The organism is Bhargavaea cecembensis (genome assembly GCF_000826125.2).
GTDB lineage: Bacteria > Bacillota > Bacilli > Bacillales_A > Planococcaceae > Bhargavaea > Bhargavaea cecembensis_B.
The window spans coordinates 817,065-842,909 of record NZ_LN651373.1 but is presented as its reverse complement, the minus strand read 5'-3'; the positions used below and the strand labels follow the sequence as shown (position 1 = coordinate 842,909).

Sequence of the window (25,845 nt, the reverse complement as noted above, 5' to 3'; positions counted from 1 at the left end):
ATTCGGGGCCGAATGCGGACGACTCAACCCCGAATGCGACCGACTCGAGGCCGGATCCGGACGACTCACCGCCTGAAAAAAAACCTGGACGACTCGAGGCCGAATGCGGACGACTCAACCCCGGATGCGACCGACTCGAGGCCGGATCCGGATGACTCACCCCTGGAAATAAAAACCTGGACGACTCAAGCCCGGATGCGACCGACTCAACGCTCGACCCGGACGACTCGCTGCCCAGAAGCCCTACCCGCTCCAGAAGAACGAAAAAACAGCCCGCCGCGGGCTGTTTTTTCATTTGATCAGATTCTCTTCCCCGATTCGTTCCAGAAGGCCGCTTTTCCTCAGAAGGGTCTTCTTTTCCGGAGGGATGCTTTGGAGAAGGATGCGGGTGCCGTTTCGTTCTGCTTTGTCGAGGACTTCGGACAGGGCGCCGACGCCGCCCGCGTCGAGGACGGTGAGTCCGCGCAGACGCAGGAGCAGGGCGTCCGGCTTCTTTTCTAGCTGTTCTTCCATCTCCTTTTCGAAGGCCTGGACCGTGCCGAAGAAGAGCGGGCCGGTCACTTTGACGGCGGTGAATGTTCGGCCGGGTTCCACTTTGCCGTACGCATAGTCGTCTTCATTGGCGGGTTTCGTTTTCAGGATGAGTTTGCCGCTCATCTTGCGGAGGAACATGAGCACCGCGAGCAGGAAGCCGACTTCGACGCCGACCGTCAAGTTGATGAATACGGTCAAAAGGAACGTTGCCCAAAGGACGATCGAGTCGCCGGAGCGGAGTCCGGCGATGGAGACGAACGGCCGGATGCCGCTCATGTTCCAGGCGACGAACATGAGGATCGGCGCCATGCTCGCGAGCGGCACGTGCGAGGCGAACGGCGCGAACAGGATGAGCACGAGCAGGACGAAGACGCTCTGGACGACGCCGGACACCGGGCTGATCGCGCCGGACCGGATGTTCGTCGCCGTCCGGGCGATGGCGCCGGTTGCCGGGATTCCGCCGAAGAGCGGGACCGTCATGTTCGCAATGCCCTGTCCGAACAGCTCGCGGTTGGATCTGGAAGGCCGCCCGCCCGCCATGCTGTCCGCGACGACGGCCGACAGCAGCGATTCAATTGCTCCGAGCGCCGCGATGATGAGCGCCGGCTGCCACAGTTCGACCATTTTGGAGAAGGTGATCTGCGGAAAGGCGAACTCCGGCAGTTTTTGCGGGATGCCGCCGTACGCGGTTCCGATTGTCGCCACCTGTCCCGGGAAGAAGAAATACGCGATCAGCGTCGGGATGAGCAACGCCACGAGAAAAGCCGGGACTTTCGGCGCAAACCGGGTGAGCACGATAATCACCGCAAGCCCGATCACAGCGGTTAAAATCGAAAATCCGTTCACCGTTCCGATATTACGGAAAATCTCCATCATGTCGAGATGGAAGAACTCCTGCTGCTCCACTCCTTCGAGGCCGAGGAAATTGGAAATCTGGCCGGTGAAGATGATGACGGCGATTCCCGCGGTGAACCCGACCGTCACCGCCCTCGGGACGAAGTGGATGAGGTCGCCGATTTTGAGGAAAGACATGATGAGGAGGAACACGCCGGCCATGAACCCGGCGACGAGCAGGTCTTCATAGCCGTATTGCAGGACGATGCCGAGCAGGATCGGGATGAATGCGCCGGTCGGCCCGGCGATCTGGAACCGGGAACCCCCGAGCAGGGCCACGAGCAGCCCGGCGATGATCGTCGTATAAATCCCGTACTCCGGCTTCACTCCCGAGGCAATCGCAAAAGCCATCCCGAGCGGAATGGCCACAATACCGACAGTGATGCCGGCCACAATATCATGCTTGAGCGTTTTTCGGCTCAGCAATTCAAAACGGTCGTCTCTGAACATTCCTTCACGCTCCACAAATTATTTACAGAGCATTCACACTCTCACTCTATTCTATCGCACATCAGGAAGTTTGTGCAAAAACTGATCCATAACAGAAAAAAAGCGAGCCGGGTCGGCGGAACGTTGTGGATCTTAAGCAAAACGTTGCGTATCTTCGGTGGAACGTTGTGTATCTACAGCAAAACGTTGTCTATCTCAGACGAAACGTTGCGTATCTTCGGCAGAACGTTGCGTATCTCCGGCAAAACGTTTCGTATCTCACCCGAAACGCCCCCGCTCACCCATTCCCCCGCTTCAGCACACGTCCCAGAATCAAATCAATCTCCTTCACTCTAAACACTTTCATCAGACCGACCGCGATCACCCCGAACACGGCGAGCCCGCCGAGAGCGGCAATCAAGTCCCCCGCTCCGCGGAACAGCCAGCCCGCAATCGCGCCGGCCGGGACGAGCAACAGGAGCACGAGTGGCAGCCGCCAGCCGGTCGCGTGCCGGGAGAAGATCGACAGGCCCATTTTCCTGGACGCGTACCAGATCAGCAATCCCGAGTTCACTGCGGACGACACGCCCGTTCCCCAGGCGACGGCTCCGACGCCGAGCGGGCCGATGAGCAGTTTGATGACGGCGATGTTCACCGCGAAGACGCTCACGACCGAGAATAGGACGGGCACCGCCGAGTTGCCTTCCGCGTAGTAAAACCGCGTGATGTATGTATTGAGCGAGATGAAGAAGATCGACAGGCCGAACAGCCGGACGAGCGGCGCGGTAAGCGCGACGGATTCCGCGGTGAAGTTGCCGCGGCCGAACACGAGTCCGGTCACCGGTCCCGAGAAGAACCAGATGTAGATTGCGGCCGGGATAAGGAGCAGGGCGAGCAGCCGCAATCCCCGGCCGTACAGCGATTCGACCGCAGACCGGTCCCCTTCGCCGACTTTCTTGCTGAGCAGCGGGTAGATCACCGTCGTGACGGCGGTCATGAGGATCGCCTGCGGGAACTGCGTCAGTTTCGACGCATAGTTCACCGCGGCGACCGCCCCTTCCCCGAGCTGCGACGAATAAATCCGGTGGATCAGGAAATAAAACTGCAGCGTCGCGCCGCCGAACATGATCGGCAGCGCCATTTTCCAGAGCAGCGCCTGTTCTCCGCCTGACGGCTTCTTCGGCCGGAACGAATACCCGCCGAGCCGCCGCAGTCCGAGAAACAGGAACGCGACCATCGCTACCGCCGCCAGCAACGCCCCGTATCCGTAGGCGATCGGCCCGAATATTCCGGTGAACGCGAGCGGAATGAGGAAGAACAGCGCGTTGTAGACGAGAATCGCCACGCTCGACAGATGGAATTTCTGGTTGACGTTCAGCAGTCCGCTCAGCCACGTCGACAGCACGAGGAAGACGGCGGACGGCATCATCCACAGATAAAGCCGCAGCGTGAGTGCATATTCCGACTCGTCCAAACCATCAAACAGCAGCCGCAGAACCGGCCCGGCGAAAACGATCAGCAAAACCGTCACGAGCCCGATGACCGCCGTGATGCCGGTGAACGATTCTCGCACGAATGCCCGGCGGTCCCCTTCCGTCCGGTTATAGACGGAAATGAACGCCGTCGTGAGCGCGCCGCCGATCACGAGGTAAATGAAGTTCGGCACCGTATAGGCGGTGATGATGCTGTCCGCCATGCGGCCGGTCCCGAACTGGTACCCGATGAGAACTTCGCGGGCGAATCCGAACAGACGGGCGATAATATTGATGACGGCGACCGCGCCGATGATCTTCAGAATGCGATTCATCGGCCGGCCGCCGCGTCTTCATAGATTTCGAGGAGCTCGCGGAGAATCTGATCCTTGGAATGCCTCGCGACTTCCCGGCGGATCGACTCCCCGTCGAATGCCCGGCTGTCCGGATCGAGCGCCTCCCGGATGCCGGCGGCAAGCGCCCCCGCATCCTTCGGCGGAACGAGGATGCCCCGGTCGTCTCCGAGCAGGACGGACAATCCGCCGACATCGCTGCCGACGACCCGGACGCCGCTCGCCATTCCTTCGAGTGCGACAAGCCCGAATCCTTCATGATAAGAAGGCAGCGCAAGCACGTCGCACGCACTCATCCATTCCGACAGCCGCTCCTGCGGCTCGGTCCCGACGAAACGCACCCGGTCCAGGCCGAGCTCACTGATATGCGCCTTCAGCTCCTCCGTATAGCCGGCATCCTTCACCGATCCGACGAGATAAAGCGTCACCGGCTCGCCCTCCTGATCGAGGAGCGTCGCTGCATCTACCAGCTCCGTCGTCCCCTTTGCCCGGATGATATTTCCGACGAACAGGACCGCCTTCTCGCCTTCCGGAATGCCAAGATCGGCACGGACGGCCGCCCGTTCGCGCGGACGGAAAACATCCGTATCGACGCCCATGCTGAGGATCGACACACGGGAAGCCGGGATTTCGTATTGCCCGGTCACTTCCTCGTACAGCCGCTGGCCGACCGTGATCACATGCGCCGCTTCCTTCAAGATTCGTTCCGTCATCTGCCGGATCTTCGGGCTTTTCCTCGCCATCTGGTCAAGATCGCCGCCGTGGACCGTCACGATGTACGGAACGCCGAACAGCCTCTTGCCGATGAGGGACAAGAGGCCGGTCGGAAAGGCGTAATGGGCGTGCGTCACCGCGTAGGATTTCCGCCCGCCAAACAGCCGGCGGCCTGTTTCCATCGCCCAGCCGCCGTATTTCTTCAAAGCGGCCGCCTTCCCTTTTCCCGGGTCGGTTATCGCCGCAACGTCGACGTCAATCCCGCTCGCGCGCAGCAGTTCGACCTGGTTGCGGACGAAAATGCCGTACGTCGGATGGGCATCCGTCGGATACATATTGCTCAACACTAATATTTTCATCGTGCCGTCTCCTCCGCCGCGACCGGGATGAATTGCGTCAGCCCGAGATCGGCGCTCGTCTTCAGCTGGTTCCGGAGCTCTGCCGTCTCCCGGACGACCGCCGGCCAGTCTTCTTCGGCTTCCGCCACTGCACGCCGCAGGATCCCGTCATCTTTCGTGAGCGCCTCGATCTTATGGCAGCGCCCGCTCATGCCGGCCATGTCCATGAAATCCGCCACTTTGTGATGATAGGCAATCCCGATCACCGGCGTTCCCGCGTTCAGGGCGAGATAGACGGAATGAAGCCGCGTGCCGATGATGAGGTCCTGCTCGCCGCTGATGCGGATGATGTCCGCCGGGTTCAGATTGTCCTCGATCAGCTCGGTCTTGTCTTTCTCCTTCATGCGGTTGCGGATCTCGACCGACACATCGACATCATGCGGATATTTCGTCGAAAAGAACGTCAGCACGATGTCCCGGCCTTCGAGCAGCCGGTCCAGATTGTCGGCCATTCCCTGCACATAGTTCTCGTATTTGATGTCGTTCGCTTCCGGCCAGTAGGCGAGGCTGTAATACGGCACGACCGTCACGCCGACTTTCCGGATCTTCGGCCCGTGTTCCCTGCGCTCGCCGGAAGGCAGCGCAAACGACGGATCCCCGATGATCTCGATCGGCCGCGATACGCCGATCGACTGGAGCAGCTTCTTCGACTTCGGATCCCGCACCGACGCGCTGGCCGCGCCCGACACGAGCTTGCGGATGAACCACTTGCCGACGGCCGAATTGATCGGCCCCGCGCCGCATGCATAGATGACGTACGGGACCTTGCCCCATTTGGCCATGAATCCGTAAGAGCCGAACAGCTGGGCCTCCCGGTTGTAGAAATCCATGAGGATGCCTCCGCCCCCGATGATCAGAAGGTCGAGCTCCCGGATGAGCGGCGAATTCTTCTTCACCGTCTCCATGAACGTCATCGTCGCCGACGAGCGCTTGTAGTACAGCGGCGCCGCCTTCACCCCGAACCGGTTCGACGTCTGCGGCGGATTATTGCTGAAGACGGTGATCGATTCCGGCCCGATGCCGTAATGCTCCGTCACCTGCTCGATGATCCCCGCAAGGATCGCCTCGTCCCCATTGTTGTTGTTCCCGTAGTTCCCCACGATGCCGATTCTCATTCTGTTCTTCCTTTGCCTGCAATGTCCTGACGGATGTCAGTTTTGGGATTTCATTTCTTGATATTCTCATATTTGAGAACGTCGATTTGACTCTATTTGTTAACTATAACACAGTTGGAGGGGGCGGACTATAACCGGTTGTTTGATGATTTCAATCCGCCCGTCCCATGTTTTATGACGCATGTTTCAACGGGAACGTTGCACCCGTGCCAGTTAAGTACTCACCTGCCAACCGTTCTTCCTTTCGGCGGCGGGAGCTTCCCAAAAATGAACCATGCACCGGGAAATAGCAGATGAACGATGCGGATCAGTCCATAACAGCTTGCCATGACAAGCACATACCGGATGAATATCAACGCATGGAAAGTCCATCCGCCTTCTGACGACAGCCACATCTCCCACAAATACAAGATGAACGGATGGACCAGATAAAAGCCGAAAGAATATATCCGAAGACGCTCGGCTCCATTCTGGATCCGCTTTGGAGCGACTTGATCCAGCCTGATTCCAAGCTTGAATAGCAGAAAACAGGCGAGCAGATAATAAAACATCGCGATAAACTTGAACGGCGCATATGGCATCACCGGTTCTTTAAGAATGTTGTGTTTCAGATAAAGCTCCATGTATACGATGCCTATTACAAACGTCGCAATTGACACGGCCAGATACTTCCCGGCAGACCATGGGGTTTTTAATTTCTGATAATGGATGCCTGTCCATCCACCAAAGAGGAAGCTGGCAAGATAGACCATGAAAAACGGAAAGTCAATCCACTCATATGTACGGTTCAGCACCTGGTATATAAATTCGGCAAGAAAACCGATCAGGAATAGCCATTTGCGGACAAACGGGAATTTCCGGACCAAAAAAACGAAAACCGGCATCAGAAAATATAGCTGAACCAGAATCATGATGAAGTACAGCTGATAATTGGCACCGCCGTCCAGCAGATCACTAAATAATTGTCCGATCCCATCGAAGCTGCGGTAGCCCATAACATGGCCGAACCATTCATAGAACACAGACCAGACGATATAAGGCGCCAGGATGTACAGGAACCGTTTGCGGTAAAACCCAAGCCATGTCTTCACTGTGAAGGGTTTATCTTCATAATTATAGAAAAGCAGCATGCCGCTCAAAAAGACGAATACCGCTCCTTCAAAACGGGTGAACCGATTCAAAAACAGGTAGACTTGGTAAAGGGGACTATCCGTCGGAACGTGAAAAAACGCTACGCCTGTTGTATGGATCAGGACGACAAACGACATGGCCACGACCCTCATGTATTTAAGAGATTCAATCCGTTCTTTCTTCATCTTCGCCCCCCTCCCTTGAAACGTGAATCTTTATTATACATGAACGCTAGAACAAGACCCGGAGCCATGAGCGCCCCGGGTCTTGCTGTTTACTTCTCCATGCTTTCCGCGCGTGCAATGAATGCCGCAAACTGGGTTCGCGAGACAAACGAGTTCGGTCGGTAAGTGTTATTTTCGCCGAGTACGGTCAGACCATGGCTGGCAATCGTCGAAATCGGTCCGTACGACCAATTGTTTTTGTCGATGTCCGAAATCTCGGGCACCGGGTTTTTCGGCTGCAACTTGTAGGTTTGCTGAAGGACCTTTGCCATCTGGGCACGGGACAGCTTGGCCTGTGGCTTGAAGTTACCGTTTTCATCGCCAGTCATGATGCCGAGCTCTTTCATTAAAGCGATTTCTCCGGCATACCCGTAGTCTTTCGACACGTCCTTGAACGGATCTTCATTGACCACGGTACCCTTTCGTCCAAGTGTCCGGCTGATCAGGAGGGCGGCATGCGCACGCGTGATATGATCTGCCGGCCGGTAGGTGCCGTCGGGATATCCGTTGATCCAACCATTTTCAACCGCCATCCTGATTTCTTCAATGTGCCAGAAATCAAGCGGGATGTCATTGAATGGCTGCTCGACATGCTTACCGTCATAGTCAGCAATGAGGCGGTCAAGATAGATGGTGCCTTTATTTTTGTTGGAATCCAGGGGTTCTGCGATATAGATCTTCTGCACGGAGACTGGGCTCACTGCTGCTGCTGGCAAATCGGCCGTCACATAGCGCCAGCCATCCCAGTCGAGGCCGCCCTGCTCGGTGAAGTCGATCGTATATTCCTTGCCCGCACCATCCCGGATTGTGCCGCGCAGCCAGTGCTTCGCCTCGTCACCGAACACCCAAAGGCCCAGCCGATCAGGCTTTGAAGCTAAATTGATAGAGTTAGTCACCGCATAAGAAGCGGATGTCCCTTTCTGGCCAGTGAAGTCATATTGCAGGCCGAGCGACGTTTTCCCTTCCTTTACCGGAGATTTTGGCGCGTTAAACTTGAGAGTCGTTTTTGCCCGTGCAGATTCTGCTTTCCAGTCTGCTGCACGTTCAAAGCCACTGATCATGCCGTTTGGCTCCGCCTTTTTAACTTCAACGGGGAATGACTGGGATGCATTGCCGTAACGGACGGTGACCGTGCCCTTGCCGGTCTTCTGCGCCGTGAATTCCCCGTTGGCCGAGATGGTGCCGATCCCGCCTTCCACCGAATACTGCAGCTTCGACGCTTCTACTTTCACCGGATGATAATTCCGGTCCGTCGCCCAATTGACGATCACTTTTGCCCGTCCGCCTTTTGCTACGGAAGAAGAAGATATTTTTGCATTCATATAGACAGGCGTTCCTGTTGCTTCGTAAGACACCGCACTCAAGATTGTGGAGACGCGGCGTTCGGCACCATCCGATAACCGGTTAAACACAACCGGATACTGCGCGCCCCGTTCCCGGACTGCCATCGTGGTGGATCCTCCGCCGTCCAGGTTGAGTGCATTATGGGCCCCGATCGATACGAGATACTGTGCAAATTCCGGCAGCTTCATTCCACGGCTGACCGAGCTTCTGCCGTCTACCGTGATGAGGTATACTTCACTGCCGTCCGCATTCGTTGCAACAGCCGTGCGGGGAGCGATTTCATTTGCCCGGGCACTCTTTGGATCCATTTCAAGTTTGACTTTCCCGTTCTGCACGAGAAGCGGACCGCTTGCCAGAACAAATTTCGCATCATTCCACGGCTTCGTCAAATTAATTTTCAGGGAGACCTGTTCCCCTTTTTTCAGACCCGAAAAGCGCTGGACATTTTCGGGGCCGTGGATGGACAGGACCGCGCCGCCTTCAGGAATTGCCGTGTAACCTCCCGGCCCGACACTGGCAACGGTGGCCTGGACTTGATCGCCCAGTTTATAGCCCTCTTCAAACGGCTTGGAGAAACCATTTAGAACGATCTCCATCCCGTATTTGTTTTGGTGGGTGTCCCTGTAGCTGAAAGTATCTGTATAAAGGATGATTTCATTTTCTTCCCGTTGTTGCTTGTTGATCGAATCAATCGTTGTTGGTACTCCGTTCACAGAAACCTCGGCATCATATCCGAAGAGACCGATATGTCCCTTTCCTTCCTTGGTCACTGCAAACGCCGAGGGCCGGTTCATGAACTGGTCCCGGTCTTTTTCAATCGCGCCGTATGTATTGACTTCTCCGTCTTGCATGAGCAAGTATGCCGGCATCCCCTTATTCAGCGGGTTGTATTTCGGGTTGATGTGGAAGATGGACCCGTTGATGCTGCCGACAATCTGATGGCCTTCATTAGAAAGCTTTTTAGAAAGGACTGAAGTCTGCAACAGGCTGTCAATGGGATCATTGGTCAGCGCTTCAACCGAAACTCCCGGCTTCTGCATGTCTATCGTCAGGCGGTTCGCCCCCGGCTTTTGCCCTGTTTCGGAATCGTATTCCACTCCCGGCGTGACGGTGAATGTCCGTGCATGCGCAGGCGCGGCTGCCGACGACAAAAGCAGAAAGGAAGCGAACGCCGCGGCAGCAGTGGCTTTCATATTTTTCATGTTTTCACTCACTCCATCCTAAAATCTATCCTTTACTCTAATGGTAGATTAATTGGATGGCAAGCCTAATTTTGATAGCATTCAAATCTTGAAAACAAGAATGAATTTCAAAAGCAATATAGGGTTGAAGATAATAGTTAGGGGCCGTCCGGCCGATTACCCGGCAACAGTTAATCTTTTCTAGGAAACTGTGATTCCAAGTTTATCCCACAGTCAAATGGTCAAAATGTCGCAAATGTGAGAAAACCGGCCGAAAAGGCCGGTTTTTGTTTGTTTCAAATAGGTCAATAGACTGTTTAACTGTAATACCTTTGTAATGTAACTGTAACCTTACCACACAGGTTCCTATGCTAAACTCATTTTGTGAGAAAAATATAAAGAGATTATTCCAAAGCAGGAACGGAACAGTCTGAAAGGGGAACTATCAAAATCTATGAAACGTCTCTTGTTCATACTATCGGCCGTCCTAGTCATTTCCGGAATCGCACCACACGCCACTGAGGCAGCAACCACCGTGACGCAATCGACCGTTGTCAACACGGCCAAAAAATATCTCGGAGCACCTTACCGATACGGCGGCTCGTCGGTCAAGACGGGAATTGACTGCTCGGCCTACACGCAGCTCGTCTACAAAGAAGCCGGTGTCAGCATCCCGCGCACAACTGGTACTCAAATGAACACTGGTAAGGCTGTTGCCAAGTCGAACCTCCAGACCGGAGACCTTGTGTTCTTCAACACTTCGGGCAAAGGCGTTTCCCACGTCGGGATCTACATCGGTTCGAACAGCTTCATCCATGCATCGACAAGCCGCGGTGTGACAATCACGTCGCTCAGCGACCCTTACTACTGGGGCAGCAAATATATCGGCGCACGCCGGATTGCCAACTTCCCTGAGAAAGCGCCTGTAGCTGAAAAAGCGCCGGAAGTTGCACAGACTTCTGCTAAAAACCCTTATGCAAACGCAGCAAAGCCAATCACCCGTCTCCAGGCAGCTGAAGCTATTGTAAAAGAACTGGGCATCAAAGCTAAATACCCGACAGCCACGTACTTCAAAGATATCCCTGGCAACCATCCGCAGCTTGCGGTAGTCAACGCTGTTTATGAAGCAGGCATCTTCACCGGGTCCGACGGCAACTTTAACCCTGAAAGCGGTCTGAGCCGTGCCCAGATGGCGAAAATCCTCGTCGAAGCGTTCGATCTCGAAGGTACTACACCAGCACCATTCAAGGATGTACCGGCAGACAGCTGGGCAGCTCCTTACGTCAACACGCTCTATCACAACAACGTCACAACCGGCTACACTGACGGCCCTAAAGCCGGCACTTACGGACTGAATGACAAAGTCTCGCGCACTCAGCTCGGAAAGTTCATGGACCGTCTGTGAGATGAATTACCCGAAGATCAAAGTTCCCAAACCGGGACTTTGGTCTTTTTTTCATATTCTTTAAAAGAATAGTGGAATAGTGATAGAATAATAGGTTTTCATTTGATATGATGGAGTCGAAATAGAAAGATTGATAGGAGGAAAAAATGGACATTAAACGACGTCTCCTGCTTCCGTTTTTATCTGTTCTGCTGATTTTGGGAATTCCGCTCCAAACTGAAGCTGCCGGCAAGTTTGTAGACACCGGCAACACGGAGTTTGAGCAGCATGTTGACTTCATTGCCGGCAAAGGAATCATCAGCGGCTATGAAGAAAACGGCAAATCCCTCTTCAAGCCGAATGAACCGGTCACCCGTTTCCAGGCAGCCAAGATGCTCGTGATTGCAACAGGCAACGAAAATATGGATGCCTCGGAGTTCACTTTTCCGGATTTGAAGTCGGATGAAGCGAAAAAATACGTCGGCATTGCGGCGAAGCTCGGGTTCTTCTCCGGCTATTCGGACGGAACGTTCAAGCCGATGAGAACTTTGAAACGGGGCCAAATGATCAAAGTTCTGGCAAATGCATTCAATGTGGAAGAGCCGATTACAATTGAGAAGCCCCTGATGTTCTCCGATGTCGAAACGGGATACGAAAACGCCACCAAACTAAACGGTCTTTATTACAACGGGATTGCTCAGGGGTCGCAAGGCGAATTCCGGACAGGGTCTGAACTTTCCCGGGCTCAGTTCTCTATGTTCCTCGCACGCGCGATGGATCAGAAATTCCGTCTTAAAGTCGCCCCGGTGAACAACACCGTAATCGCCAATGCCCGGGTGCATAACAATCTCGGCAGCGCACTGAACATCCGGAACTCACCGACGACTTCCGGCAAGGTGATCGGCAAGCTGAACCCGGGTTCACTCGTCGCCATCCTGAAGAACGACAACCTGAAGACGAGCGAATGGGTTCAGGTCCGCTATGAAAAAGGACCGGCCTACATCAATGCAAGTTCCGCATACGTCGCCATGCTCGATGCCGACAACCAGGATATTGGCTCAGCTACTCATGCGGTCAAAGTGAATACAAAGTCGGCATCCGATCCGGTACTTAACGTCCGGTCAAAGCCTTCCGTTGACGGCGTGGTCATCGGCCAGCTGAAAAACGGTGAAGTCATTGACGTATATGGCGCGAAGAATGGCTGGCACCTCGTCATTTTCAACGGTCTGCCAGCATATATCCAGTCGGCATACACCGAAAAAGTCGAAGCGCCGCCAGCACCGAAACCACCTGCAGCACCAGGCGGCAATCTGGTCGGGAAAGTAACCGTCAACAGCCTGAATGTCCGCCAAGGTCCGTCTGATTCAACCGCCTCTCTCGGCAAGCTGAATAAAGGTGCACAGGTGACTGTGAAGAAGCTGAACGGCTGGTGGGCGCAGATTGACTACAACGGAAAGACTGCCTATGTTCATAAGTCGTTCCTGAAACTTAAAAACACGAGCGGATCTATCCTGCAGAACCGGATCATCGTCGTCGATGCAGGCCACGGCGGATCTGACCCGGGTACGTCGAAAAACGGCGTCACTGAAAAAAGCATCACATTGAAAGTTTCCAAGTTGGTCGAGCAGAAACTGAAGGCTGCCGGGGCGACCGTCTACATGACGCGCTCAGGCGATTCATTCCCTTCCCTGCAGGACCGGGTGGATTACGCTGCTCAGAAGTATGCCGAAGACTTCGTCAGCATCCACGTGAATGCGGCAGGCTCCACAGCAGCCAAAGGCTCCGAAGTGTTCTTCGACACATCGATCAACATGAACGGCGCAGAAAGCAGCTACTTGGCGTATGACATCCAGCAACGTCTCGTCAAGGATGTCGGCATGCACAACCGCGGAACGTTCGACAAGCGTTTCTACGTCATCCGCAACCAGCATATCCCGGCCGTCCTCGTCGAACTCGGGTTCATCACTAACCCGCAGGACTACTCGAAGCTAACGAGCAACGCTTATCTTGAGCGCTATGCACAAGCGGTTTACAACGGAATTGTGGATTACTACAACCGTTAAAAAGCAAAGACAGGCGAGATTGCATCCGGAAAACGGAGTGCAGTTTCGCCTGTTTTTATATCTAAAAAGACATACAAAAAAAGTCACCATTCCTGATTGTTGGAGTGGTGACTCTTTTTCGCCTCATCAAAACTCTACTTCTTTCCATTCCACTGCCTTCGTTCCATCTTCCATGGTGAAGATCACTTTTAAATCATATTTTCCACTAAGTCCTTCGCCGCCGTCCCGCGCAATCACCATTTGGTTCTCATCAATCGCGGTTTCATCATTCTCTCCAAAATTCCTGACGAACTTTTCTTCTTTCCACAATTCACAACGGACCTCGGACAGGCTGGTGCCGTTTTGGTAAACATCATTCTGAAGGAATGAGGCCGCCACATAGTCTCCTTCGTTTTTGAAGAGGGACACGCGTGGCTCATTCGGTTTTTCCTTCTTTTCGAATTCGGCAAATTGGTCTGTATACCACAGCGGATCTTTCATAGAGGAGCCGTTAAAGCGTTTAAGCTGCATCTTATTTGAATTAAACGTATTCACCCCGGTCTCTGTTGTATAGACCATTGAAAAACCGGACTCCTTTACTGCCGAAGCCGAAATATCGTCATAAGCGCCAAATGGATAAGCGAACGCTTTTGGCGCTGCGCCAAGTTCCGTTTCTATAATTTTATTGGACAGAGCCAGATCATCCAGAATCATTTCTTTTCGCTGTGCATCTGTGATTGGTTTCCCGTCAGTGCTCAGGTTTGTAATGAAAGCTTCTTTTCCGCTTTCATTGTCATGCCGCAGATGAAGCGCGTTCGTATGATTTCCGATTTCAAATACTCCGGAATCCCGCATTTCTTTAATCTGCTCCCAAGAGGCCATAGGAAGTCCTACGCGTTCCCCTTTTTCTACATTATCTGTGATGACGAACAAAATCGCCTTGAACCCTTCCTCTTTTAGAATGGGAAAGGCAGTGTCATAGACGCTTTTGTAACCATCGTCCACTGTAATTAAAATCGGCTTTGGCGGGAGCCATGCTTCTCCGTTCAAGTATGCTTCCAATTCGGAATTGCTGATGCTTGTATATCCCATTGCCTTGAAGTGCCTTAACTGTGCCCTGAAATCTTCGCTTCGGGTATTGATTGAACCATGATCTGACTCTTCATCGAACATGTGGTAATTGACAACCGGGATCACCGTGTTGCTGTCCGTTACGTTGCTGAGCACTTTTTTCTCACCAGTTTCATTTATGGAAGGCTCCTTTTTATTTCCCAACAAGCCGATGCCCAATATTATAATTGCCACAATGAAGACCGGAATCAAGATCTTAAATTTGTTCATTACACTATCCTCTTTTCATCCGTGCTTTTCCCTTTAATTTTGAGGCTCATTGAACCTACTGCCTCTTTGATCGTTCCTGCGAATTTATTCCTGCCCCCTTTGACGAGCGCATGCCATGATTTTCCCTGAAACAATATAAAGTGTATCACTTTTTGACCCGTTGAAGGATATCAACATATCAAAAAGAAGATTGCAGCCCGCAACCGGGTGCAATCTTCTTTCTCGTCATGATTATTTACAATATCAATTGCTTTTAAGCTATTACCGCGTCTGGGTAGCTCATTAATCCTCGTCTTTTACAATTAGTTCACGCGCGTTGGAGAAAATTTTGGCCGCCTGTGCCCGGCTCGTTGATTCGAGCGGACGGAACTTCGTGCCGTTCTCAGAACCGTCGACGACGCCATTCTCATAAAGGAATGCAATGGCATCCAGTGTCTCTTCATCGGACCCGTCGATATCCTTGAATGGAACTTTTGAGAGGTCACCTTCATATTCCTTGCCGTTCTGTAGCTCGTACACACGTTTCAGCATGAGTGCAAGCTGCGCACGCTTCACTGGCTCATTCGGCATAAAGTTGCCGTCAGAGCCCTTGACGATGCCATATTCCTGTGCAGCAGCCACTTCAGCTTTCGTCTCTGCTTTCATGTTTCCAAGGTCCTTAAAGTCCGATGTCTTTCCTTCTGTTTCCAGACCGAGCGACCGGACAATAATGCTCGTTGCCTGGGTCCGGGAAAGGACTTTATTCGTCCCGTAAGTGGTTGCCGTATTCCCATGCACAAGGTCACGATAGTAAAGATCACGGATGAACGGCGTGAATTCGTTGTCTTCCTTCACGTCTGTGAACGGCATGGACGCCACGATCCGGTTCTCTTTTTTAGGTGCGACTGCGTCGAACTGCTGGATATAATCGATGAACATTTCCCAATCGACGTTGCCCGGCTCGCTCACACGGCCCTCTTCATAAGCCTTGGCGAACATGTCATACCCGTCACCGCCGGTTGCTGTAAACATATTGGTGGAGACAAAGTAGTCTTTCTCTTTGTCAATCGGCTCATAGCCGTCTTTCATGTTCACGAGCACTTCCCGAATACGCTTGCCCGGCTCTGCTTTGCCGTCAAACGTGTATTTCAATCCGGCAACGTGCAGGAATCCTCCGTTTTCGTTCGGGAACAGGCGCACGCCGTGCTCGAGTGCCGCCACGATTTCCTCGCCGGTCAGCTTGGCAATGCCGAGCGTGTTGCCGAATGGCATGAGCGTCATGACTTCACCGACCGTGATATCGCCCTGATCGATCGAGGAACGGATCCCGCCGCCGTTTGTCATGGCAATCGAAACTTCCGGATTAATCTTCTTCGCAGTCTCAAGCATGCCGTCCGTGATCAAGTTGCCGAGGTTCGTCTCGCCTGCACGGACGCCCCAGAGGCCGCGGGAGCCGTCGAGCGGAACTTCCGCCACAACGTCTGTCGATTCGTTCATTTTTGCTTCAATCGCTTCGTCGTACTCTTTCAGAAGCTCTTTCGCTTCCGGGTCTTCTTCAGCCTCTTTTGTCGGATGGAGGCCGCCGGCATACTCTGTGACCACGCCGTTTTCGTCGAATGTAACATTCAGTTCGCCGATATTGTTTGCGTATTCACCGGTCTGGACGATCAGTGTCGGGTTGCCGTGATTGTCCACTTTAACCGGTTTCTCCAGTTCGGTGTGGGAGTGGCCGCCGACGATGATATCGATTCCCTGGACCTTTTCGGCAAGCAGCTTATCGTTTCCGAATTCCGGGTTGCTTTCATAGCCCATATGAGTGATGGCGATGATTTTATTGACGCCTTTTTCTTCGAAAGCGGCCACGGCTTCATTGGCTGCTTTCTCATAGCTGCTGAACGATACATCATTGGAACTTGAGATGGTCGGTGTTTCTTCTGTCGTCAGGCCGAAGATTCCGACCTTCTCTCCTCCGACTTCCTTGATGATGCCTTTGTAAAACTTGCCGTCGTCAAATTCCTCCGTGACTCCCCCGCCCGCAAGGTCTGCAAACAAGCCATACTCAGAGAAGTCCGTGTTGGCGCTGACGATCGGGAATTCCGCCTGCCGGACGAACTCGGCAAGCGTCTTGTGATCTTCTTCAATCGAACCACGGTCGAATTCATGGTTGCCGAATGTCATGGCGTCGTAGCCGAGATAGTTCATGAGCTTAAGGTCGGCAAGCCCGTCGAACTCATTGAAATAAAGCGTGCCCGAGAATACATCCCCTGCATCCAGCAGAACGTTATTCGGCTTCTCAGCCTGAATCTGCTTGATCACCGTCGCGCGTTTTGCTCCGTTTTCGAGATGGGCGTGCGTGTCGTTCGTGTGAATGACGGTCAGCTCGAAGTCACCTTCAGCCGCCTTCGTCTGTGCCGGTGCCTGGACGCCGAACAGCGCGAAAGCCAGTGCCGCGGAGGCAGATGCCTTGATCCATTTTCCGTTCATCATACACCATCCTATTCTTTTGTTTTCCCGCATCTATTTAGATAGAGAGCGGTCTGTCGCTTCTATTCTACCATTCAGTCAATACTTTGAATATGACGAATTGCACGCCCCATTGTTAGCTTTTGGAAGAAGAACGGTGTTTTCGACCTGTTTTGACAGGCTTCCGCTCACTTAATGAATATGTAATCTATTTGTAATCAAAACGTAATCTATCAGACTATTGTTTAGCGGCAGGTGAACGGCTACAATGGGAAACAGGTGTATTTAGTGGAAAAGGAGAATCAGTGATGAAAAAGATCGCATTTTCGGTATTGACGACGTCTGCACTCGCAGTCATCATCGCAGCACCGGGCGAAGCGGAAGCCGCTTCGGACACGTACGCGGTAAAGTCGGGCGATTCCCTCTGGAAAATCGCATCGCAGCATCAGATCTCCATCGCACAACTGAAGAACTTGAACAACCTGACGACCGATATCATCTATCCGGGCCAGAAACTGCTCGTGGACCTGCCGGCAACGGCCAAGCCGGGGACCAATCAGTCGAAAGCTCCCGAAACGGCTCAGGCGGCTCCGGCCCCGAAACAGCCCGCGGCATCGTCATCGTCCGTCTACACAGTGAAAAGCGGCGACTCACTCAGCAAGATTGCAGGCATACATAAGACGACCGTCGCCAAGCTGAAAGAGCTGAACGGCCTGTCCGGAGACCTCATCCTCGTCGGACAAAAATTGAAGGTCACGGGCACCGCTGTCCAGCAACCGGCGGCCGGCGCGGCAAAGCCGGATGCCAAACCGGTCCAAAAGCCGGCCGCGCCTGCTACCGCGGGCACGTATACCGTCAAGAGCGGCGACACGCTATCAGTCATCGGCATCCAAAACGGCGTATCGGTCGATCAGCTGATGAAGTGGAACGGCCTCACTTCCCACCTCATCCATGTCGGCCAGAAGCTCAAGGTGAATGGAAGCGCTTCGTCGGCCAAGCCGGACAGCAGCGGCAACATCGTCCATGCTGCCAAGCCGAAACCGAAACCGCAGGCAAAGCCGGAAGCCTCCTCTGATGTGTACACAGTGAAGAGCGGCGATTCCTTGTCTGCAATCGGAAGCAGATTCGGCGTCACCGTCACGGATCTGATGGCATGGAATAACCTGTCCAATTACAACCTGCAGGTCGGCCAGAAACTGAAGGTTAAAGGCGGTTCTGTCTCCACAGGCGGTAGCGCGGCAGGCAAACCGTCCCAGTCGTCTCCTCCGACAGCGTCCGCCTCCTCTCCGGTCGATGCGGCGCTTGCCGTCGTCGGCACGCCCTACCTGTGGGCAGGCACGACCACGGCCGGCTTCGACTGCAGCGGCTTCATCTGGTATGCGTTCAAGACGGCCGGCGCGGACATCGCCCGGACGAGCACCGACGGCTACTTCAACCGTTCGTTTTACGTCGACAACCCGCAGCCGGGCGACCTCGTCTTCTTCAACAACACTTACAAAAAAGGCATCTCCCATATGGGCATCTACCTCGGCGGCGGCAAATTCGTCCACGCCAGCACATCCCAGGGAGTCGTCGTCTCCCACGTCGACGATGCCTACTGGAAAGACAAGTTCGACAGCTTCAAACGTTTTTATTGATCCCTTACACAGGAACAGGCGCTCCCCGGCTAGCGGGAAGCGCCTGTTTTCATTGATTCTTTGATTCTGCAAGCCGGATTTTCGCTGGACGGAAACGTTCTGTTAAGCCGCTCCGGTTTCTATAAACCTTCCCGTAGTATCTTTGCTTTGCTTGCCAATAAGAAAAGAGGGAGAATCTCTCCCCCCTCTTCCTCACTCTGCCGGCGTGAACAACTTCTCTTTCGAGTACTGGTCGCCGAACAGGATATCATACTGAATCTGTTGGTATCGCGATTGATACTCTGCGTATTGCTTTGGCACGTTCGGATACAAGTTCCCTTCGTTGTCCACTTTAACTTCTCGTGTGAAGCCCGGCAGATCTTGTTGCATTTTACCGAGGAATTCATGGAAAAGGGATTGTGGCAGGCCGGCCATCTCGAGCGCCTGTTGTCCGACGAATGCTGCGCTCAGCGTGTCAATGTCCGGCTGTGGTGCACCAAAGTTGTTCCAGAAGACGAGCGGAGTCCTCCGCATCTTGAACGTCTGTTCAATCGGCCAGCCCTCTTCCCCTTTGCCTGGAGGGACATAGCCTGCTTCCCGGTAGGCCTGGAAGTCCAGGCCGAGTGAAGGCATATGGTCACCGAAGAAGACAACGACTGTCGGCTCGCCGGACTCTTCAAGATGGGCCAGCAGATCGGCCAGCGCCTGGTCGGCATCGGAAACCCCCTGTGCATACAGATCGACAATCGATCGCATCTCAGGGGACAGTCCTCCGCCCTCTGACTTAATCCGCTCTTCTTCGTAGCGACCCGGGTTATAGGATATATGGTTCTGCATCGTTACGGCATACAAGAATAGCGGGTCATCGGTTGCTTCCATTTGGCGGATGATCTCTCTTGTCACTTCCACATCGCCGACGTACGGACCAACATACTCTGGATTGTCCAGCCGGTCGATATCCAGAAAATCATCAAATCCGAAATGCTCGTATACGTTCTCACGGTTCCAGAACCATTTCGGATAAGGATGGACAGCAAGGGTATGGTACCCGAATGATTTCAGATAAGCCGGCAATGCCGGAATATCGCGTGTGACGTATTGCTGGTACGGAACAGAGCCATTCGGAAGGAACGTGTTCGTCATCCCCGTCAGCACTTCAAATTCTGAGTTCGCGGTTCCTCCGCCAAACACCGGCGCCAGGAACCAGCCGCTCTGCAGGTCACGGACATGCGGCATCGGATCTTGGTTGAACTTCAGATCCTCGTTCAGCTTCGTTGGATCCCAGTACGCTTCATTCATGATCATGATGATGTTCGGTTTCACGTCGGGATCCCCCGCTGCCGCTTCATTGACATCTTTCTTGATTTCTTTTCCGATGTCAGCCAGCTTGTCCTTGCCGTAGCCGGACGGCGGCAGGACGATCGCGCTCTGTGCGTTCAGAAGAAAGGCGACAAAGAATCCGTTCGTCGTGTAGTTATCATTCTGGTTCCATGTCCGGTTTAGAATGCCGAGCCGATCTTCAAGCATCTCTCCTGCTGCCGGCACGCTGCGATAAAAGACGAAGGCTGATAAGAACAGAAGCCCCACAACCCCCATAGTCAGCCTTCCCCACCACGGAAACTTCACCAGGCGCGGCGGCTTTTTCAGACGGATAATCACGACAAGCGCCACGACGGCCAGCAGAATGATCACGGCTATTGTGATCAGCCTCGGTATATTGATTTGCTCGGCCAGATTCGGCAACAGGTTGATGACGTTGTTATATAGGAAGAGATCCCACGGATACAGATTCTCACCCAGAAAGCCGAACTTAAAGTAAGACACGGCGGCAAGTCCGGCGGCGACCAGATTTGTCGCGATAAAGCTGATCATGAACCGGTTTGTTACAGCGAGCAAAATCAAAAACAGCATGAATACGATCAGGACATTGAGCAGAAAAGCAGTCGTGCCGGTCGTCTTCATCCATTCAATCCGCTCCTCGGCACTTTGGTGAAGCTTTGCCTCAAGCATGAGGACAAGGACACCGCTGTAGATGGCCATCGCTGCAAGAACGAGCCCATTTTTCACGTATTTATTCATTTGTTGCCACTTCCTTTCGAAGAAAAGCCGAGCCGTCTGACCGGCCCGGCCTTTTTGTAACGTTTATTGCAGAGACTCCTTCATGCGAAACGCACGCCATTTGCCGACGATAAAGCCGACTGCCTGCACCATGCCATACGCGCCGATGATGGCGAGGAGCGGCATGATCAGCAAGCCATACCGTGGCAGGGCCAGGAACATATTTGAGGCAATGATATAGATCAGCACAAGCACGCTCAAATACATGACCGGGCGGTGTCTGCGGCAAAGGAAGGCGGAAAGCAGGCCTACACTGGCCAGGAAAATGTTCTGATACTTGAAAAACCTGCGGAGGAAGCCCGGGATATACTGAGAGTATGGCCCAAGACCATCCGGTGTCAGATTGTTGTCAACGAAAAGCCACATCGTCTTGCCCATTGTGAACCAAGTGAACCAAAGCGGAAAATCTTCCTTGAATCCTTGCGGTATGAGGATCTTTGCATACTGTTCCTGATTGTAGCCTTTTGCGACCGCTTCATGGACCAAATCTTCCGGAGGAATGCGGTAGAAAGGATTGGCCCCGCCGAGAAGCGGTCCGCCGGCATGACTTGAGAACAAGTACATTTCACCAAACTGGATATAGTTCCGCACTGCCCACGGCCCCATGACGAGGAGGGGACCGATGCACCAGATAAAACCTGTCTTGATGCCATCCTTCCAACCATAGCGGATCATTACGAGCAACCAGGCAAACAGCAACATGGGCGCAGGCGTCGCACGGAACATGAGCATTAGCGACGCAATAATGCCGAAAGCGATATGCCACTTTACATCTTTCTTTCTGATGGCGATGATGAAGACGTAAATCGACAGGAGCAGAAGGAAAATGCTCGGAATCTCTGTGAGCGCAGCCCTGAAATAATGAAGCGGGGCGATATGCGTCATATAAAGAATCGACGCGATATTTGAAATCCACCGGTTGCGGAAAAGTCTCCAGGATATTGCATAGACAAGAATAACAATACCGAGGTTCAGGAACATGTTGGCCAGCCTGTAAAGCATCAGATGGTTTGTATTCAGCACTTCTGCTGTCTTGAAGATGGCCGCCAGATAAAATGGCTGACCGTAGGTAACATACGCATTCGGCTTGCCGGCGGCATTCGGGCTGTATTCATAGCCATAGATGCCGTCGTCGATCAGCTGCCATGCCATCTTGGAATAAAGGGCAGCATCTCGGGAGCCGTATGTAGAAATTTCTTCTCCAAACGTACCGGGGCTGTTGTAAATTGATCCCGGATGGGTGTAAAGGAAAAATAGATTCACGCCGGCATAAATCATCAGTAGTACAGTGATGATGAAATGCCTTTTGAAAAACGGGCCAAGCTTATTCATTTTGGACATGGATCCTTCTCCTATTTGGCGACCAGATAGACGCCGAAGATAATGACCGCCATGCCGACCCACTGGGTGGGCTGGACGGTTTCGCGAAACGCCAGGATGGCGATGATCGCAGCAAGAATGTAGCTGATGCTCTGACTCGGATAAGCGACACTGAGCGGAAGCTTGCTCAGCACATAAAGCCAAAGGCCGGTGGCGATCACATAAAGCGAGGCCCCGCCGATAAAGAGTGGCGACAGAACAAGACGCACGGCGGCCTGCAGGCTCCATGCATCGATGTTCGACACCGCCAGTTTCCAGAGCACCTGCCCCGTGACGAGAAGCAGGATGTTCGCGACTAAAACGAGATAAACCATTGAATTATTCCTTCTCTTCTAGTTTTTTCTTCAGAATCGAGTATTCCTGGGTCAAGTTGACCATGGCCTTGTTCAGCTTGGAAATCCGGCGGGTCAAGTCAAATACAAGGATAATCACGAACAGGAGACCAAACAGGAACAAGAGCGACGGCGGATAAAAAACGCCGAGCAACTTGCCGAGCCGATTGATGAACGTCTCGCTGATGCTGAAGAATCCCATGAACAAGCAAGTGATGATCCAGAGAAGTGAATACTTCGTCTCGAGGATTCCGCGACGGACAGATTCAATCACAATCAAAAACAGAATGATGACGAGAATGAACGAGAAGATGCTGATGTCCATGTCAAGCCCTCCCGCCGACAAGGCGTTGCATGACAATCGACAGCGTTACTTTCGCCATGTAGTACATTGATTTGAACGGGGTGATTGAGGACTCGCCACCTTGTCGGGAGTGCATCTGTACGGCCCGTTCTTCAATTCTTTTTTTCTTTCGGCGCAGATAGATGATCACTTCCGGCTCCGGATAATCACTCGGATACGCTTCAGAGAACAAAAGGATCACATCACGGTTGACTGCCCGGAAGCCGGACGTCGGGTCGGTGATCCGCTGGCCGGACATGACCCGGATGAGCCGCTCAAAATAAAAGATCCCCATCCGGCGGAAAGGGCTGCCCGAGTAATCCGTTTTTTCTACGAAACGGGAGCCGATGCACATGTCACACTCTCCGTCGGCGACCGGTGCGATGATCGTCTCCAGTTCCTTGGCGCTGTGCTGACCGTCCGCGTCAAACTGAACCGCAATATCGTAGCCGTTGTAATCTGCATACTTGTAGCCCGTCTGCACTGCTCCGCCGATACCTAGATTATTCGGCAAATCAAGCAGCACCACATCAGAATATTGACGGACGATGTCGGCCGTATGATCCTTGGATCCGTCATTGACCACACAAATATCCAGACCGGGCATTTCACTGCGAAGTCTGAGCAAACCTTCGATGGTCAGCCCGATCGCCTCTTCTTCGTTGTAAGCCGGTACGATGATCAACACTTTCAAGTTTTTGCGCTGATTTTGATTCATGTAGATAAACCTCCAAAATTGCCTACCGCTATCATACCTTATTGCTGATAGGCAATCAACAGAGTTGGGAATAATCCGGAAACACCGTCGGAATCAGTGTTCAACGCATTGAAAAACTTTGTTAGACGGCAAAAAGCAAGGACACCGGTTGCCTCAAGAAAAGCAGCCAGAGTCCTTGCTTTGCTTTTTCTGCCGTGACGCGCAGAGTTTTCGTACAGTCCCCATCAAATTACGGCTTATGGATTACATCTACATATTGACCGGCCACATGAACGGAATAACGGCCCCGATCATCAGAAAGGATATTCTGCCAATTGATCTTTTCGGCTTCATTATAGTTCGACCCAATAATTACAACCGGCATGCCGGATTTTTTATAGGCGAACTGAATATTATTGCCGATTTCCGGCGATGTTCGGGCTTTTAGGTTGTCCGCTGTCGTCAGGCCGATCGTATAGCGGCCGTAGTCACGTCCGCCCATTTCCTTGTCGGCCCGGTAGGCATGTCCGGCCGCTTTCGCCCCCCAGTATGGGTCGGAAGCGTATTTTACGTTGAAGCCGACAGCCTTCGTGCCGAATGCGGCTCCGTTTGCATACGGTCCGGTTGGCGGGATATAGTTTTTGTTCCAGTACCGGTCGGCGAGCGTATTTACATTTTCCTCAATCGACCTGTACTTATGAAACTTGTGATCTTTATCCAGATCATCATACACTGCAAGGCCGAACAGGTTGTTGTAAAGCTGCGCTTTGTCGCTCATCCCATAGTTGCTTTCATGCTGGGCAAGCGCCAGGATCATGAGGGCATTGATGCCCTTTTCCTCTTCGACTTTCTTCAAAGCCTTGCCGATGCCGATCAACTTGCTTTTCTTCGTGGCATCTTTGTATGCTGCGCTCTTGGTTCCTTCCAGTGCTTTCAGCTTCTTCGCAACATAGGCGTCGATGTCCGTTGCCGAGTAGACGGTCTTCGTGCGTGCCGGAAGGAACTGATAATAGTTGTAGTTGGTCAGTGCCGACTTGCCGTTTGCATCAACGAAATGTACCTGATCCCATGAGGTATACTTGGCACCCGGTGTCATGCCTTCAGGGGCCTTCCCGGTCGAATAAGACAAGTAGCCTCCCGTCCGGTTGGAGAAAATATAGTGGACGAGGTTTCCTGCGCTGTCCGCCGTATAATACGAGCGGCCCTTCAACATGTTCCAAGTTTTCAATTCCGCATTCTCATGCTTGATATAGCCGTCTTTTCCGGCAATCCGGACTTTCACATAATTCGGGGTGGACTCGAGGTATTCAAGCTCCGAATCGCTCGTCACGTAAGTGAAGGCCGACTTGAAATCCGGCTTTTCATACACGTTTGTCAATGTGGAACCTGTGAGTGCCGGCTTCGTGATGACTACTCCGCTCTGCATCTTGACAATCGAATCCTTATACAGGACCACCTGTCCGCTTGCCAGCGCCGCAGACGCTTCATCGAATGATTTGAACTTGCGGAGAGTCGTGTGATTTCCCTTTGAGTCAATCACAGCGGTTGCATAGTCCATTTGCGGAGAGGGAGACGGAGAAGGCACTTCCTCGTCTTCAATCTTCTCCACCACTTTGATGAGCCGGGTGATGACCGTGGCCGCCTCCCAGCGGTGTGCTTCATTCATCGGACGGAACAGATAGCTTCCGTCCGGTTGCTCGGAGCCGGTGAATATCCCGGCTCCGGCAAGATCATACACCATTGCTCGGTAAGAGGGCAGCATCTCGTTTTCATCGGCGAACTTATATCCCGGTTTCTTGCCTTCCAGCTTCAGGTAGTCCATTGCCCGTTTCATCATAACGGCCATATGCTGCCGCTTGATTTTGTCGCTCGGCCGGAAAGTTCCGTCCGGATATCCGTCGATGATTCCGGCATTCGCCGCTGCCAGCAGCTCAGCCAGATAACCGCTCCTGTTATCTACATCGGTGAACGTAATGTTCCCCGGCGCTTCTTCAAGCTTCAGCGAACGGGCGAGCAACACAGCAAATTGACCTCGGGTGATAACCTTGTTCGGGTGATAGCCCGTGTTGTCCCCTTGCAAAATGCCCCGGTCAATGAGGAAACGCATATCCTTCTCTGCCCAGTGGCCCGTGACATCGTCTGCTGCTGCCGCAGGGAGGGCAGCCATAAAGAGGAAAGCCGTGATGAGGAGCAATGCTGCAGGAACTGTTATTCTTTTACTCAACTTCCCATCCCCTTCTATTGATTAGGTTAGCTTCATAGTATCATAGATGGGAGCCGTCTAAAACTGCCAATTCGACCTATTTTTCAAGTCATTAATTAAAGCTATTATTTATCCATTTCAAACCGGCCATGCTAGAT

Annotated in this window: 17 protein-coding genes; 3 read left to right on the top strand and 14 right to left on the bottom strand. The window is 53.0% G+C overall.

All coding sequences use genetic code 11. The annotated features are described in order from the left end of the window. Window positions 1-291 precede the first annotated feature (291 nt). From BN1189_RS09715 to BN1189_RS09690, 6 genes are all read right to left on the bottom strand, one after another. Window positions 292-1,878 carry a SulP family inorganic anion transporter gene (locus tag BN1189_RS09715; protein ID WP_040227731.1) on the bottom strand — a complete coding sequence of 529 codons (1,587 nt, stop codon included), beginning with the start codon at window positions 1,876-1,878 and terminating at the stop codon, window positions 292-294. 277 nt (window positions 1,879-2,155) lie between these two features. Then, the gene (gene murJ, locus BN1189_RS09710) at window positions 2,156-3,664 is read right to left on the bottom strand and encodes a murein biosynthesis integral membrane protein MurJ (protein ID WP_040227729.1); all 1,509 of its coding nucleotides are present in this window, start codon (window positions 3,662-3,664) and stop codon (window positions 2,156-2,158) included. After that, window positions 3,661-4,755, bottom strand: a complete 1,095-nt coding sequence (locus tag BN1189_RS09705) for a glycosyltransferase (protein WP_082194221.1) — start codon at window positions 4,753-4,755, stop codon at window positions 3,661-3,663. Before BN1189_RS09705 ends, murJ begins: the two co-directional genes overlap by 4 nt. Beyond that, window positions 4,752-5,909: a polysaccharide pyruvyl transferase family protein gene (locus tag BN1189_RS09700; protein WP_040227727.1), complete on the bottom strand. Its 1,158-nt coding sequence runs from the start codon at window positions 5,907-5,909 to the stop codon at window positions 4,752-4,754. The genes BN1189_RS09705 and BN1189_RS09700 overlap by 4 nt, the downstream gene beginning before the upstream one ends. 221 nt (window positions 5,910-6,130) lie before the next feature. Next, on the bottom strand, window positions 6,131-7,225 hold the full coding sequence (locus BN1189_RS09695) for an acyltransferase (protein WP_040227726.1): 1,095 nt from the start codon (window positions 7,223-7,225) through the stop codon (window positions 6,131-6,133). A gap of 89 nt (window positions 7,226-7,314) precedes the next feature. Continuing rightward, window positions 7,315-9,705 (bottom strand): phosphodiester glycosidase family protein, encoded by a 2,391-nt coding sequence (locus tag BN1189_RS09690; protein ID WP_218922849.1) that lies wholly within the window; start codon window positions 9,703-9,705, stop codon window positions 7,315-7,317. Between the two features lie 619 nt (window positions 9,706-10,324). Between BN1189_RS09690 and BN1189_RS09685 the strand changes: the two genes are divergently transcribed. Continuing rightward, the gene (locus BN1189_RS09685) at window positions 10,325-11,194 is read left to right on the top strand and encodes a C40 family peptidase (RefSeq protein ID WP_257125411.1); all 870 of its coding nucleotides are present in this window, start codon (window positions 10,325-10,327) and stop codon (window positions 11,192-11,194) included. A 146-nt stretch (window positions 11,195-11,340) separates the two neighbouring features. After that, on the top strand, window positions 11,341-13,236 hold the full coding sequence (locus tag BN1189_RS09680; RefSeq protein ID WP_040227722.1) for an N-acetylmuramoyl-L-alanine amidase: 1,896 nt from the start codon (window positions 11,341-11,343) through the stop codon (window positions 13,234-13,236). A gap of 126 nt (window positions 13,237-13,362) precedes the next feature. Here the strand turns inward: BN1189_RS09680 and BN1189_RS09675 are convergent, their stop codons facing one another. Beyond that, the gene (locus BN1189_RS09675; RefSeq protein ID WP_040227720.1) at window positions 13,363-14,556 is read right to left on the bottom strand and encodes a polysaccharide deacetylase family protein; all 1,194 of its coding nucleotides are present in this window, start codon (window positions 14,554-14,556) and stop codon (window positions 13,363-13,365) included. A gap of 282 nt (window positions 14,557-14,838) precedes the next feature. After that, window positions 14,839-17,019: a 5'-nucleotidase C-terminal domain-containing protein gene (locus BN1189_RS09670; protein ID WP_040227719.1), complete on the bottom strand. Its 2,181-nt coding sequence runs from the start codon at window positions 17,017-17,019 to the stop codon at window positions 14,839-14,841. Between the two features lie 287 nt (window positions 17,020-17,306). On the opposite strand from BN1189_RS09670, the gene BN1189_RS09665 reads away from it, so the two are divergent. Then, complete coding sequence (locus tag BN1189_RS09665; protein WP_052455793.1) at window positions 17,307-18,635, top strand: C40 family peptidase; 1,329 nt, start codon at window positions 17,307-17,309, stop codon at window positions 18,633-18,635. Window positions 18,636-18,827: 192 nt separating this feature from the next. Here the strand turns inward: BN1189_RS09665 and BN1189_RS09660 are convergent, their stop codons facing one another. The 6 genes from BN1189_RS09660 to BN1189_RS09635 form a co-directional block, all read right to left on the bottom strand. After that, complete coding sequence (locus BN1189_RS09660) at window positions 18,828-20,693, bottom strand: LTA synthase family protein (RefSeq protein ID WP_052455792.1); 1,866 nt, start codon at window positions 20,691-20,693, stop codon at window positions 18,828-18,830. Window positions 20,694-20,756: 63 nt separating this feature from the next. Next, the gene (locus BN1189_RS09655; protein WP_052455791.1) at window positions 20,757-22,073 is read right to left on the bottom strand and encodes an ArnT family glycosyltransferase; all 1,317 of its coding nucleotides are present in this window, start codon (window positions 22,071-22,073) and stop codon (window positions 20,757-20,759) included. 11 nt (window positions 22,074-22,084) lie between these two features. Beyond that, complete coding sequence (locus BN1189_RS09650) at window positions 22,085-22,426, bottom strand: EamA family transporter (RefSeq protein WP_040227717.1); 342 nt, start codon at window positions 22,424-22,426, stop codon at window positions 22,085-22,087. Between the two features lie 4 nt (window positions 22,427-22,430). Next, the gene (locus tag BN1189_RS09645; protein ID WP_040227716.1) at window positions 22,431-22,769 is read right to left on the bottom strand and encodes a DUF2304 domain-containing protein; all 339 of its coding nucleotides are present in this window, start codon (window positions 22,767-22,769) and stop codon (window positions 22,431-22,433) included. Window position 22,770: 1 nt separating this feature from the next. Then, window positions 22,771-23,505 carry a glycosyltransferase family 2 protein gene (locus tag BN1189_RS09640; RefSeq protein ID WP_040227715.1) on the bottom strand — a complete coding sequence of 245 codons (735 nt, stop codon included), beginning with the start codon at window positions 23,503-23,505 and terminating at the stop codon, window positions 22,771-22,773. 229 nt (window positions 23,506-23,734) lie between these two features. Then, entirely contained in the window at window positions 23,735-25,708 is a 1,974-nt protein-coding gene (locus BN1189_RS09635; RefSeq protein ID WP_143242298.1) for an S-layer homology domain-containing protein, read from the bottom strand. Window positions 25,709-25,845 lie beyond the last annotated feature (137 nt).

Coding starts and splice junctions, on each gene's coding strand:
- BN1189_RS09715 (WP_040227731.1), bottom strand. CDS start 1,878: ATGTTCAGAGACGACCGTTTTGAATTGCTGAGCCGAAAAACGCTCAAG.
- murJ (WP_040227729.1), bottom strand. CDS start 3,664: ATGAATCGCATTCTGAAGATCATCGGCGCGGTCGCCGTCATCAATATT.
- BN1189_RS09705 (WP_082194221.1), bottom strand. CDS start 4,755: ATGAAAATATTAGTGTTGAGCAATATGTATCCGACGGATGCCCATCCG.
- BN1189_RS09700 (WP_040227727.1), bottom strand. CDS start 5,909: ATGAGAATCGGCATCGTGGGGAACTACGGGAACAACAACAATGGGGAC.
- BN1189_RS09695 (WP_040227726.1), bottom strand. CDS start 7,225: ATGAAGAAAGAACGGATTGAATCTCTTAAATACATGAGGGTCGTGGCC.
- BN1189_RS09680 (WP_040227722.1), top strand. CDS start 11,341: ATGGACATTAAACGACGTCTCCTGCTTCCGTTTTTATCTGTTCTGCTG.
- BN1189_RS09675 (WP_040227720.1), bottom strand. CDS start 14,556: ATGAACAAATTTAAGATCTTGATTCCGGTCTTCATTGTGGCAATTATA.
- BN1189_RS09670 (WP_040227719.1), bottom strand. CDS start 17,019: ATGAACGGAAAATGGATCAAGGCATCTGCCTCCGCGGCACTGGCTTTC.
- BN1189_RS09665 (WP_052455793.1), top strand. CDS start 17,307: ATGAAAAAGATCGCATTTTCGGTATTGACGACGTCTGCACTCGCAGTC.
- BN1189_RS09660 (WP_052455792.1), bottom strand. CDS start 20,693: ATGAATAAATACGTGAAAAATGGGCTCGTTCTTGCAGCGATGGCCATC.
- BN1189_RS09655 (WP_052455791.1), bottom strand. CDS start 22,073: ATGTCCAAAATGAATAAGCTTGGCCCGTTTTTCAAAAGGCATTTCATC.
- BN1189_RS09650 (WP_040227717.1), bottom strand. CDS start 22,426: ATGGTTTATCTCGTTTTAGTCGCGAACATCCTGCTTCTCGTCACGGGG.
- BN1189_RS09645 (WP_040227716.1), bottom strand. CDS start 22,769: ATGGACATCAGCATCTTCTCGTTCATTCTCGTCATCATTCTGTTTTTG.
- BN1189_RS09640 (WP_040227715.1), bottom strand. CDS start 23,505: ATGAATCAAAATCAGCGCAAAAACTTGAAAGTGTTGATCATCGTACCG.